Source organism: Deltaproteobacteria bacterium (genome assembly GCA_016208165.1).
GTDB lineage: Bacteria > Desulfobacterota > Desulfarculia > JACQYL01 > JACQYL01 > JACQYL01.
The window spans coordinates 25,732-38,548 of the sequence record JACQYL010000064.1; the positions used below are offsets into that span (position 1 = coordinate 25,732).

Below are 12,817 nucleotides of genomic sequence, written 5' to 3' on the forward strand. Positions count from 1 at the left end.
TTGCGAGTCTCGGCCATCTATACTGGTAACCATTTTGAGGGTGGAGTCAACTATTTGGATTGCTTTTTAAAACGATTGCCTGAGCGTATGTTGAAACCGGAATGTGTTGATTCGGCTCCTTAGATGTTATAATAACAAACTTCGCGGGTTAAGCATCGTTTGTACCGTCATGGTGTATTGACGCGATTATGTTCAGATCCTTTGATATATATAGGACATCGTTGTTCATAGAAGTTCGGTGCGCCACGGAACACAGGTAAGACCGATCCCGTGGTTCGACCCGCGTGGATCTGCAAACAGAAAACTAGTCGGTCGCTTGTGCCGACCTTGGAGTCCGCCGGATACGGAGGCGCGTATTTTTAAGCTCATCTGCCAAAATAAGAAAGCCCGCAGGGACTGTGAAGTCGAAGAGACCTTCGAGGCCGGCATTTCTCTCAGGGGTACGGAAGTTAAGTCGCTACGGCTTGGAAAAGCGGATCTGAAGGACGGATACGTGCGCGTGGAGGCCGGCGAGGCGTTTCTGCACGGTGTTCATATCGGCGCGTACCCGTTTGCCCACTATGACAATCACGACCCGGAACGGGAACGTAAGCTGCTGCTGCACAAGAGGGAAATCAAGAGGCTCATGGGGAAGATCCAACAAAAGGGATTTACCGTCATTCCTCTCAGAATGTATTTCAAAGACGACACAATCAAGGTGGAGATCGCCCTGGCCAAAGGCCGGAAGGTCTACGACAAAAGAGAAGATCTGAAACGACGCGCCGAGCAGCGCGATATGGATCGGACCGTCAAGCAGCACCGTCCGTGAATATACGCTCCGACGCCATGGCTTCGTATTGACAAAGAAGACAATTGTTTTTAACTTCTGCTGCGCCGAACCGGTCTTATAAAGTGGAAAAAGGACAGACGGCGCGAAGCATTTGGAAGCGTATCCATATGCTTGATCGTCTGGGGAGAGCCGCCTGAAAGCGGTCCGCCCCAAAATAAGTAGGATCCAACCATTTGCACTGCAAGGGGGCGAAACGGCTTCGACGGGGATAGTGAAGTCTAGGTTGCATGCCGAGTTCCTGTGCGCTCGTAAAATTGCGCGGGGCATAAATACAAATGCCGATAATTACGAATACGCTTTAGCCGCTTAAGGCTAACGTCCGCTCAGCTGCTCCTGCCGGGCTGAACCGGGCGCCGATAGGTGGGATAGCTACCCGACTTGTTCGTCGGTCGGCGCGGCGAAACTACAGACGTACTAGCCCAATAAGGATCCGGTCCCTGGGAGTCTTACGAGGCGAAATCAAATCGGGGAACATGCATGTAGAAGCCTAAGCTGAAGGTTTCCGGACGCGGGTTCGACTCCCGCCGCCTCCACCATTCGACTCCGAGAAAAGCGAACGATGCCCTTTAATTGGGGGAAAGAACGGAACTCGTTTTTTTCGGATTCGAATGGTGCCCTGAGCGAACACAGTGAGTCGAAGGGCATCGTTTGCTCTTCTCTCCGCTCATGGCAGGCCACTGGCTCGGATGCTCAAGTTCTTGATTCGCCTGAGTCGGAGGGCATCGTGAACGGACGCACTAAGTGTAAGGGTTTTTCTCGGGGTCCAAATGGTGTACTCTACTCTTGAGCCTCTGCGTTAATGAGTTGGTTTGTGTATATTCTCCGATGTTCAGATGGCTCCTACTACACAGGCCATACCGAAGATCCTGAAGCTCGGTTACGCGTCCATAATTCCGGAAAAGGGCCGAGCTACACGGCAGCGCGACGTCCTGTCGTCCTCCGATACGCGGAATCCCACCCAAGCAAGGAAGCCGCGGTGCAGCGCGAACGCCGGCTCAAGAAATGGTCCCGTGCAAAAAAGCAGGCTCTGATAAACGGTGACACCGCGACGCTCAAGGAAATGTCAAAATGCCGAAACCCGTCAGCGGGACGATCCAAATGAAATGATCCCTCTCCCCCTCATAAAGAATTTGCCGCAGGATAGAGTATCCACCCACGTTATATCCAGGCAACGAACAGCCGTGCGGCATTTCTGATCCCGCATCCGCGCCGCTTCGATTCTGTCGGCAACCTCGTAGGCTACCTTCATAATTCGCTCAAACAAATCGTTGATGTCCATGCTCCGTCTCCACTGGTTCCGTGTCGTCTCCTAATCTGCCGGAGAGACGGAGAAAGGGTCGGGCATGGATTGAAATTCTTCTCGTTGGCGTGGATGGGGCTTACATAACGGAAGGCTGCAAAATCTGTCGGCGTTTTATCGACTATTGTTTTGCACGGCACATGGAAGATGTTATATTTTGCCGAGTGGTTTAAGTGGGATTCGTGCGTCCTCCAGGGCCATGGAACTGAAACAATCATTGCGATAGGAGAAAACGGGGTCGGAGATAGAGAGATGAAAAGACAACAAGCCATCGAGCTGTTGATCCAAAGCAAGCCTGAGCTTCAGGCCCGGTTTGGCGTTACGCGCCTGGCGCTGTTCGGTTCCACGGCTCGCGATACGGCAGCCGGGGACAGCGATGTCGACATACTGGTCGCCTTCGACGGCCCGGCCACATCCAAGCGCTATTTCGGGGTGCAGTTCTATCTTGAGGATCTGCTCGGCTGTCCGGTGGATCTGGTCACCGAAAAAGCCCTGCGGCCGGAGCTGCGCCCTTATATAGAACAGGAGCGGGTCACTGTCCGATGCCAATTCCTCACGCGAAGACGCGAAGGCGCGAAGGGATATCGAGGAAGTGGCTGCGACCGTAGTCGATACAGCGCTGCAACTGCATCGGGATTTGGGGCCGGGGTTGCTGGAATCCGTCTATGAGGCAGTTCTGGCCAAAATGCTGGAACAGCGAGGGCTGTTGGTCGAGAGACAAAAGCCGGTCCCCATCCGTTACCTGGGCGTCGCACTCGACGAAGGCTTTCGGCTGGACTTGCTGGTTGACGGTCAGCTGATCGTCGAACTGAAGTCGGTCGAAAACATCCATCCGGTTCATCCCAAGCAGGTCCTGACCTATCTGCGACTGATGAACCTGCCCCTCGGGCTGCTCATCAACTTCGGGGCGCCGCTCCTGAAGGAAGGCCTCCAGCGCATGGTCAACAAACACACCAACTTCGCGTCTTCGCGCCTTCGCGTGCACCAACAGAACGAGGCACAGTCATGAGGCCCCTCATGCGGGCACAAGATCTTTCTCCTCTAACCCCTTTCGGATTGGAGATCTCCTGTGTCTGTTTCCGAATTCGTTGACCCGGAGGTGGAATTTGTGGAACGGACCGGGCGCGCTTGAAGGAGGCCGTAGCTGCCACTCATGGCGTGCTCTGCCCTTGTAGTAAGGGCGGATGTTCTTTGGGGAGCGCAAAACGCCTTCAACTTGGATGCTATGACTGGTTGTCGTCATTCATATAACTGATTCTGACTATTGCATTTTTTCTCATTTCCGTGTATTTATTGAGCAGCATTTTTCCCCGCAGTGCCATCACCCACAGTCTCGATCGCAGAGGTCAACTTCGTGGCAAGAAGAAAAGCGAGTGTGAAAGAGGACAAGGCTTCCAGCGGCGCAAGTCTCTGTTTTGAACAGAAGCTCTGGCAGGCTGAAGTCAAGCTCAGAAACAACATGGACGCTGCAGAGAGGCTCGGAGGCTGAGATTAATGTGGTCGGTTACCCCGTAGACCCTGATATAGTCCGCATTGGTTGTTGCCGAGATTCGGCCAAAGGATCCGATCGAGCTAGTATTACTAAAGTTGCTGCCCGAAAGTACAGCGAAACTCGCGCGAACGAGTGCTGGCGAAGTATCTCTCGCCAGGCAAGGCGGTGAAGAAGCGAATGACAACTCCCAACCAGAACAGCGTATCCCCCCCGGTTTCTGAAGTGTGGTTCTGCTTCAAATCACAGACCCTATTCAAGCTGCCGAGTTTCCTTTTCCTAAATCTGATCGCTGATTCACGACCAAACGCGAAAAAAAACAAGAAGTTCGATAGGCTTTCTTGCTGGGCAGACGATCTGCCAAAGGATCAAAATGACCGAGAGATCGTGGCTCTTATCAAGTATCTTCAAACTAATGTACCCTGGCGAGATCTTTCTCGTTTCGTGACTGTTTCTGCAGATTCAAATGCCCACATAGATCGCATGTGGAAAGGGAAACGCAACACCCTTGCTTCCTACAGAATCGAGATCCATCAGAAGGAGCTGCCACCGGAGTTATACCGATATGAGAAATTAAATCAAAAGCGTCTTGAACGTCTTTTCACAGCTGGTGAGCTCTTCTTGTCGTCGCCAAGTAGTTTTAATGATCCATTCGACTGCAGTTTTGACGAAGAGACCCGATCGGCCTTTATCGGATGCGGGATGAAATCCTTATGCGCGGAAAGAAACAATATTCTCATGTTCTCACACTACGCGGATAATCATCAGGGTGTTTGTCTGGGCTTTGAGCCCGTACAACTCGCTAAATCGATGTCCAACCAAGCTGAAAGCATTGTGGCAGACATCCGGCCGGTATGGTATTTTAACAAGATGCCGCCAATCGGTTTTAAGTCAGAACCGGCGCTCTGCGCTACGTGCAAGGACGAAGTCTGGAGTTACGAGAAAGAGTATCGTCTATTTCTTGCAAAAAGCGGCTCATTGCTCCCTGTAGGATCGTATTCATTCAGCCCCGAGGCTCTGCAGTCCGTGGTTTTCGGCTGCCGCGCCACACATGAAAGCATAGCATTCGTTAAGTCAATATCCAGAGACATAAGGCACCTGAAGTACTACAAAGCCCTCCGTGAACCCAATCAATTCTGCGTGAAATTGCTGGAAATCCCAAAGTTATGACTCCTACTGCTATGGATTGTTGCCTCGACTGGAGTCCCTTTAACGAGTGCTCCCATTCCATATTTCCCGGTATCTGGATAAAGATGAAAGACAGAGGAGCTAGAGACACTCAACAATGATAGAGATCGGAACCCTAACGCTGTCGGGCGTCGCAGTGCTGCTTATTGGGATTTGGCTGAACCACCTTCTTGCCAATACTCGTGAAAAGAGAAAAGAGCGGCGCATAGCGGGCAACGCTGTAATCGAGGCGTTTCAGCCGGAACTTGATGCTTTATGCCAAACAGACGAAGATTGCAGGCTGATTCTCAATGATAGTGCATACAGCCGTCACGAGTCGGCTGTTCGCAATTTTCTCCCGCACTTGTCTTGGGTAGACCGCCGACGTATGCTCGACGCTTGGCGGAAGCTGGTATATCATGAACAGGACAGAAAGTACTGCTTCCCATTCTATGAACAGTATGCAGATTTGGGATCACTGACAAAGAGACGTGATGTTCGTCCAGTTGTCATCGAGAGAATCACCAGAATAATTTCTCTGGCAAGGAAATAGGACTCGGAGCACTTATATTTGACGGCTCAACCTACATAAGAGTCTTGGAGGCTCTTCGAATCTCAAGGCTATCAATGCTTCAGACACCAGGCGACTCAAAGAACTGTCGGCAAGGATCAGCAAGAGACGGGAGGTAGCGAACGAATTGAATGGCGACCCAAATGGTTTTCCATCCTAAATTCACCATCACCAACCGCATGACCCGTGCAATTACCCGCATCGAGCGGGCGCGTGGTTTTCTGGAAGCGGCGCAGCTTTCCGCCGACTGGGTGCGCGAGGTGGGCGAACAGGCGTTGATTCTGGAGGCGCACCACACCACCCACATCGAGGGCACCCGGCTGACGCTGGACCAGGCCGAGCGGCTCTGGAAGGGCGAAGCGGTGCCCGAGGCCGACCCGGACGATGCCCGGGAACTGCTCAACTACCGCACCGCCTTCGAGTTCGTCTCCGAGTGCCTGGACAGCGGCGACCCGATCACCGAGGGGATGATCCGAGAGATCCACCGCAAGCTGGTGGAGGGCGTGCGCGGCGGCAGCGCCGCGCCGGGTGAGTACCGGCGCGTTCAGAACTATGTGGTCAACTCCGGCACTGGCCAGGTGATCTACACCCCGCCCACTGCGGTGGAGGTGCCGGTGATGATGTCGGAGCTGGTGAAGTGGCTGAACGGTGACCTCGATATCCACCCGGCGCTGGTGAGCGGCATCGCCCAGTTTCAGCTGGTGCACATCCACCCGTTTCTGGACGGCAACGGCCGCACCTCGCGCCTGCTCTCCACCCTCTGCCTGTACAAGGCCGGGTACGATTTCAAGCGGCTCTTCACCATCAGCGAATACTACGACCGTGACCGCCCGACCTTCTACAAGTCGATCCAGAGCGTGCGCGACCATGGCATGGACATGACCGGCTGGCTCGACTACTTCGTCACCGGTCTGGAAACCCAAATGGTCGAGGTGCGCGAACGCAGCGAGCAGGTCATCCGCCGCGACGTGCTGGTGAAGCAGCACGGCCTGAACGAGCGCCAGGCGAAGGCGTTGGGATTATTGATGCGGAAAAATTCGGTGCATATCTCCGAGATTGAACAGCTCTGTCCCGGAGTTTCCCGACGCACGCTGCAACGGGACATGACCGGCCTGATCGAACTCAATCTTGCCCGCATCACGGGCTCTGCCCGCCAATCCAACTATGAACTCGTCAAATAGAATCGCGACATATCGCGCCAAAGTATTGCGACAAATCACGACAAGTATCGCGACAGCGAGCTGTGACAGATCTATGACGAAAGCTGTGACATCTTGGGGGCTGACTTGAGGGGTGAGTCGGGGGCTGCGGCGTTTGGGGCGGCCGGCGACGACACGGACGATCTGATGGCGGAGTATGGATTTGCCGAAGAGCGACCAAGGGGTGAATGAGCAAGATGAACTGCGGCGACTGCGCGAGGAAAACGCGCGTCTCAAGGCTCTGCTGACCCGGCACGGCATTCCTTGGAAAGAACTGACCTCTCTTGAACCCGTTCCCTCAACGCCGGAACCCGCTCCGGTCCCATCCCATTTCAGCACCGACGACAAAATCGCCCTGTTCCGTTGTTTGTTCAAAGCGCGCGAGGATGTCTATCCCAAGCGCTGGGAGTCGAGCAAAGGCATGTCCGGTTACTCACCGGCCTGCGGCAACGAGTGGAAACCCGGTGTCTGCCACAAACCCCGAATCAAGTGCGGCGACTGCAACCAGCGCCGGTTGCTGCCGGTTACCGATCAGGTGATCTATGACCATTTGGCCGGGAAACAGACCATCGGCGTCTATCCGCTCCTGAGCGATGACAGCTGCTATTTTCTGGCGGCCGATTTCGACGAGGCTGACTGGCGGGAAGATGCCAAGGCCTTCATGCAATCCTGCCGGGAGCTTGGTATTTCGGCGGCGCTGGAGATTTCCTGCTCCGGCAACGGCGCACACGCCTGGATCTTCTTTGCCGAACCGGTTCCGGCCCGCGAGGCCCGGCAGCTCGGGGCCGCGCTGATCAGTCATACCTGCGACCGCACCCGGCAATTGTCCCTGGTCAGCTACGACCGCCTGTTTCCCAATCAGGACACAATGCCCAAGGGCGGCTTCGGCAACTTGATCGCGCTACCCTTGCAGAAACAGCCGAGAGAATTGGGTCGCAGTGTGTTCGTCGATGAACAGCTACAACCCTATCCCGATCAGTGGTCCTTTCTGGCATCCATCCAGCCGTTGTCCCGACGGGACCTGGAAGACGCCATCCTGCGGGCCAGCGGCGGTGGTCATCCTCTGGACGTGGCCTTTGTGACCCAGGAAGAGGACAGTAAACCTTGGCAGCGTTCTTCCCTTGTACCAGCCCGGATAGCTGGCCCTCTGCCGGAAGCGCTGACCCTGGTGTTGGCCAACCAGATTTTCATCGCCAAGGCTGATCTGCCGCAGCCGCTGGCCAACCGCCTGATCCGGCTCGCCGCCTTTCAGAACCCGGAATTCTACAAGGCCCAGGCTATGCGCCTGCCGGTCTGGAACAAGCCGCGCATCATCGGCTGTGCAGACAACTATCCCCAGCACATCGGCCTGCCGCGTGGCTGCCTCGATGCGGTGCACGACCTGTTACAGGAAAACGACATCCGTCCGGAGCTACAGGATGAGCGCCTGCCGGGAAGGAAGGTAGCTGTCAAGTTTACCGGCACCTTGCGCAAAGATCAAAAGACGGCGGTGCGGGAGATGCTCAAGAACGATGTTGGCGTGCTCTGCGCCCCGACGGCCTTCGGCAAGACTGTCACCGCCGCCGCCCTGATCGTCCGGCGTAAGGTGAGCACGCTGGTGCTGGTGCACCGCACCGAACTGCTGCGTCAGTGGCAGGAGCGGCTGACCGGATTCCTGGAAACTCCGAAAGGCGGGCTGGGTGTCATCGGCGGCGGCAAGAAGAAGCCTTCCGGCAAGATCGACATCGCCGTCATGCAGTCGCTCTCTCGCCGGGAGGATTTGGGTGAACTGCTGGACCACTACGGGCAGATCATCGTCGATGAGTGCCATCACCTGTCGGCCTTTTCCTTCGAGGCGATCCTCAAGCAGGCAAAGGCGAAATTTGTGGTTGGTCTGACGGCCACGCCGATACGACGGGACGGTCATCAGCCGATCATCTTCATGCAGTGCGGACCGATCCGCCACAGTGCCGCGAGACCCGATACCGCCCCGGCTCAACTGGAGGTCTGGCCCAAAGTGCTGCCCGCGCCGGAGATTCCGCTGGATTCACCGATTCAGGATGTGTTCCGCATCCTTTCCAACGATGCCAACCGTAACCGGCGCATCGCCGAGGATGTGCTGGCCGCCTATCGGGAAGGGCGCAAGGTGCTGATGTTGACCGAGCGGACGGACCATTAGCCGCTCTTGCGGGAGGCGCTGGGGGATGAGATGGAACACTGCTTTGTCGTGCACGGCCGTTTGTCAAAGAAACAGCGAACGGCGGTGTTTGCCGCACTGGATGCGTTGGACGAATCCGCTCCGAGGGTTATACTCGCCACCGGCCGCCTGATCGGCGAGGGTTTTGACCATCCACCATTGGACACGCTGGTACTGGGCATGCCGATTTCCTGGAAAGGGACCTTGCAGCAGTATGCAAAAGCGCTTATCGATGGCAACGCCATCTGGACGGAGCTTAAGGCGGATTTGGAACTCCTGTCGTTCGGCAAGTGCTGGTATTCCGAGGCACGGGAAAAAGTCTCCCATTATCATGTTGACCATTTTCGTCCCAAGAAACAATGCATGGATGCGAATGGTTCCATAACATGCGGTTATTGGTGGCTGGCCTATGATTGGAAAAATTACCGCGTCAGTGGCAGCGTGATCAATACGGCCAAGCGCGATAAATTTGCTGTTTACAGAAACAGAGCCGAAGGCCCGGATACGCCCATTGAAGATGAGCTGATCTATCTGCTGGATCCGCTCAACAGGGATGACGTGTGTTTGTTGACATTTAACAACAACGGCGAAGCCATGCCCTTGAACCCGGATGAAGATGCATGGGATCACAAGCGGGCTATGTACACGATCGACGTATTGGATCTGAACAATGCAAAACTGCGTCGAGCCAGAAAAATCAAATGGAAGGAAATATCGCAGGCGATAGACACCATCAACGCGTACCAAAAGCAGTATAACGAACAGCCTTCCGTCAGACTTCAAACACAGCTGCATGAATTCAAAAAACGCACCCGGGAACTGATATCTCCGACAAGTGAGCTTTCGTGTACCTATCGCGCCTGTCTGAGGGCCAGTCGAGAGGATTGGGCCATTGATATTTTGCAAACCCATTTCAATATCGAGCAACTGCAACAAGAATACAGGGAGAGCATGGGATGAACACGGCCAACATTGTCCAGAAGATATGGAGTTACTGCGATGTGCTGCGCGATGTGGGCGTGAGCTACGGCGATTATCTGGAGCAGCTCACCTACCTGCTGTTCCTCAAAATGGCCGACGAATATGCCAAACCGCCGCATAAACGGGATATCGGCATTCCAAAGGAATACACCTGGCCTGAGCTGAAAAAGCGGCGCGGCGCGGCGCTTGAAACCTTCTATGTCAAGCTGCTGGGTGAACTCGGCCGGCAAAAGGGTATGCTGGGCCAGGTGTTCACCAAGTCGCAGAACAAGATCCAGGACCCGGCCATGCTCTATCGCGTCATCGACATGATCGACAAAGAGCAGTGGACCCTCATGGGCACGGATGTCAAGGGTGATATTTATGAGGGACTTCTGGCGAAAAACGCCGAGGACGTTAAATCTGGGGCCGGTCAATATTTCACGCCCCGGCCGCTGATCCGGACCATTGTCGAGTGCGTGCGGCCCGAGACCGAGAAAACCATTGCAGACCCGGCCTGCGGCACAGGCGGCTTTTTCCTAGGCGCCTATGAGTTCATTTCCAAAGACTGGGAATTGAACAAGGCGCAAAAGGCGTTTCTAAAATTTAAGACCTTTTACGGCAACGAATACGTCGCCAATACCCGCCGCCTGGCCTTGATGAACATGCTCCTGCATGGAATCGGCGATATGGACGCCGAACCTTCCATCGAACCGACCGATGCCCTGATCGCTCCGCCGAAACAAACTTTTGACTATGTGCTGACCAACCCGCCGTTTGGCAAAAAAAGCGCCATCACCATAACCAATGGAGAAGGCAAGGCGGAAAGGGAAGATTTCACTTACAACCGTCAGGATTTTTGGGTGACGACCTCCAACAAACAACTCAATTTCGTCCAGCATGTGCGCGCCATGCTGAAAACCACGGGCAAGGCGGCGATTGTGGTGCCGGACAATGTGCTCTTTGAAGGCGGCGCCGGTGAAACTGTGCGCCGCAAGTTCTTCGAGACCACCGATCTGCACACGGTTCTGCGCCTGCCCACAGGCATTTTTTATGCGCATGGGGTCAAGGCCAATGTGCTTTTTTTCGATAACCGCCCGGCCGCGAAAGCGCCGCAAACCAAAGACGTCTGGTTCTATGACTACCGCACCAACATCCACCATACGTTAAAGAAGAAGTCGCTTCGCTTTGAGGATCTGCAGGAATTCGTCGCGCTGTACAATCCGGAAAACCGCCACATGCGCAAGGAAACCTGGCATCCGGAAATTAACCCCGAGGGCCGGTGGCGTAAGTTTCATTACAAGGATATCACCGATCGCGACAAGGCCAGCCTTGACATATCATGGCTGAAGGACGCCAATCTGACCGATTTGGACAATCTGCCGGACCCGGAAGTGCTGGCGGAAGAAATCGTCGAAACCATAGAGGCGGCGTTGGCCAGTTTCCGGGAGGTAGCGAACGAATTGAATGGCGACCCAAATGGTTTTCCATCCTAAATTCACCATCACCAACCGCATGACCCGTGCAATTACCCGCATCGAGCGGGCGCGTTCCGCTTGGCATCGTTTTGGAATTCACCACTTTTGCGACAACTTCGCGACACGGTTTACGACAGCGAGCTGTGACAGAGCTATAACAGGAGCTGTGACAGCCCGAAAAGTATTGCGACAAATCGCGACACGGATCGCGCAATTTCAAACAGTCAGGGAGGCAACATGAAATATCAACCGCCCTACACCATCACGCCGGCGATTGTGAATCTGGTTGCCGAGATCGGCGAAACGATCGGCCGCTACACTGTGCTGGCCGAACAGAACCTGACCCCGCGCCTGCGCCGGGAGAACCGCATCCGTACCATCCAGGCCTCGCTGGCCATTGAGAACAACACGCTCACCCTTGAACAGGTGACCGCCGTTATCGAGGGCAAGCGGGTGTTGGGGCACCCCCGCGAGATTCAGGAAGTGCGTAACGCCTTTGCAACCTACGAAGCCATGGAAGACTGGGACGCCAGTGCCGAGGAAGACCTGCTGGCGGCTCACGAGTTGCTGATGCGCGGGCTGGTGGATGAAACGGGTCGATATCGATCCGGCGGGGTTGGCATCTTTCGGGGAGAGCAGCTGGTGCACATGGCTCCTCCTGCTGATCGCGTGCCCAAACTGATCGCGGATCTGCTTGATTGGCTTGCAACGACTCCCGAGCATCCGTTGGTGGCCAGTTGCGTCTTTCATTACGAGTTCGAATTTATCCACCCCTTTGCCGACGGCAACGGGCGGATGGGACGGTTGTGGCAAACCCTGATTCTCCGGAACTGGAAGCCGCTGTTGGCTTACCTGCCGGTGGAGACAGTGATCCGCGAGCGGCAGGAGGACTATTACCGCGTGCTGGCGGTGGCTGACCAGCAGGCAGACGCCACTCCGTTTATCGAATTCATGCTGAGCGCGTTGCGCGATGCCGTCCGCGAGGCTGTGGCGACCGACCAAGTAGGCGATCAAGTAACCGACCAAGTAGCGGCATTGATCCGTGTGATTGGGACCGCCGAGCTGGGCAGCAACGACTTGATGCGGGCTTTGGGTTTATCACACCGTCCCACGTTCCGGAATAATTACCTCAACCCGGCGCTGGAAGACGAATGGATCGAGCGCACGCAACCCGATTCCCCGCGCAGCCCGACTCAGCGCTATCGATTGACCGGCAAAGGTCAGCGTTGGTTGCTACAACATGCCGACGGGTAGAAAGGGAAACTTGCGACAAACTGGCGACAAAACTTGCGACAAGGCAAGCCCCGCCCGGCTTCACCGACCAAGTAACCGATCAAGTTGCTTCGCTGCTCCATATCCAGCAAAAACCGCCAGACCGGCACGACCTGGATGGCGCCAAAGCCAACGGGGATTGTTTCGTCGGTTCGCCAGTTGACGATGGTTCCTGCTGCCACCGCCGGTTCAACCATGGCTTCGGAGAGGGAACGGACTTCGCTCTGACGGAAGGCTAGAGTGTTTTTCAAAATAACGTTCCGATTGCGGCGGTTTGTTTGGCCTGATCGGGATGATTTATGACGTCGAGAATAGCCTGGTCCAGTCTTTGGAGGAGCTGGTCTACGGTTTTTGAGACATAGTTGTTAAACCACTT

9 protein-coding genes, 1 other RNA gene and 3 pseudogenes are annotated in these 12,817 nt (G+C 55.2%); 11 read left to right on the top strand and 2 right to left on the bottom strand.

Going from position 1 to position 12,817, the window contains the following annotated elements:
- The first annotated feature begins 355 nt into the window (after positions 1 to 355).
- From smpB to HY788_13940, 3 genes are all read left to right on the top strand, one after another.
- Complete coding sequence (gene smpB / locus HY788_13930; GenBank protein ID MBI4775248.1) at positions 356 to 808, top strand: SsrA-binding protein SmpB; 453 nt, start codon at positions 356 to 358, stop codon at positions 806 to 808.
- A 205-nt stretch (positions 809 to 1,013) separates the two neighbouring features.
- Positions 1,014 to 1,365, top strand: a transfer-messenger RNA (tmRNA) gene (ssrA, locus tag HY788_13935).
- A 263-nt stretch (positions 1,366 to 1,628) separates the two neighbouring features.
- Positions 1,629 to 1,931 carry a GIY-YIG nuclease family protein gene (locus HY788_13940; GenBank protein MBI4775249.1) on the top strand — a complete coding sequence of 101 codons (303 nt, stop codon included), beginning with the start codon at positions 1,629 to 1,631 and terminating at the stop codon, positions 1,929 to 1,931.
- Here the strand turns inward: HY788_13940 and HY788_13945 are convergent.
- Positions 1,911 to 2,108, bottom strand: a complete 198-nt coding sequence (locus HY788_13945) for a hypothetical protein (GenBank protein MBI4775250.1) — start codon at positions 2,106 to 2,108, stop codon at positions 1,911 to 1,913. The two genes, HY788_13940 and HY788_13945, sit on opposite strands and share 21 nt — an antisense overlap.
- A gap of 273 nt (positions 2,109 to 2,381) precedes the next feature.
- Here HY788_13945 and HY788_13950 point away from each other — a divergent pair.
- The 8 genes and pseudogenes from HY788_13950 to HY788_13985 all read left to right on the top strand — a co-directional run bounded on the left by HY788_13950 (position 2,382) and on the right by HY788_13985 (position 12,423).
- A pseudogene (locus HY788_13950) lies at positions 2,382 to 2,669 on the top strand (nucleotidyltransferase family protein).
- The gene (locus tag HY788_13955) at positions 2,665 to 3,138 is read left to right on the top strand and encodes a GxxExxY protein (GenBank protein MBI4775251.1); all 474 of its coding nucleotides are present in this window, start codon (positions 2,665 to 2,667) and stop codon (positions 3,136 to 3,138) included. Before HY788_13950 ends, HY788_13955 begins: the two are co-directional and overlap by 5 nt.
- Positions 3,139 to 3,798: 660 nt before the next feature.
- Positions 3,799 to 4,788: a DUF2971 domain-containing protein gene (locus HY788_13960; protein ID MBI4775252.1), complete on the top strand. Its 990-nt coding sequence runs from the start codon at positions 3,799 to 3,801 to the stop codon at positions 4,786 to 4,788.
- A gap of 115 nt (positions 4,789 to 4,903) precedes the next feature.
- A complete protein-coding gene (locus HY788_13965; protein MBI4775253.1) occupies positions 4,904 to 5,338 on the top strand; it encodes a hypothetical protein in 435 nt (144 codons plus the stop codon).
- 161 nt (positions 5,339 to 5,499) lie between these two features.
- The gene (locus HY788_13970) at positions 5,500 to 6,537 is read left to right on the top strand and encodes a Fic family protein (protein ID MBI4775254.1); all 1,038 of its coding nucleotides are present in this window, start codon (positions 5,500 to 5,502) and stop codon (positions 6,535 to 6,537) included.
- Between the two features lie 175 nt (positions 6,538 to 6,712).
- Positions 6,713 to 8,950 (top strand): annotated as a pseudogene (locus HY788_13975) (DEAD/DEAH box helicase family protein).
- Positions 8,951 to 9,687: 737 nt separating this feature from the next.
- Positions 9,688 to 11,187, top strand: coding sequence for an SAM-dependent DNA methyltransferase (locus tag HY788_13980; protein MBI4775255.1), 1,500 nt, complete (start codon positions 9,688 to 9,690; stop codon positions 11,185 to 11,187).
- Positions 11,188 to 11,406: 219 nt separating this feature from the next.
- Positions 11,407 to 12,423, top strand: coding sequence for a Fic family protein (locus HY788_13985; protein ID MBI4775256.1), 1,017 nt, complete (start codon positions 11,407 to 11,409; stop codon positions 12,421 to 12,423).
- Between the two features lie 86 nt (positions 12,424 to 12,509).
- On the opposite strand, the pseudogene HY788_13990 reads toward HY788_13985, so the two are convergent.
- A pseudogene (locus HY788_13990) lies at positions 12,510 to 12,662 on the bottom strand (ATP-binding protein).
- Positions 12,663 to 12,817 lie beyond the last annotated feature (155 nt).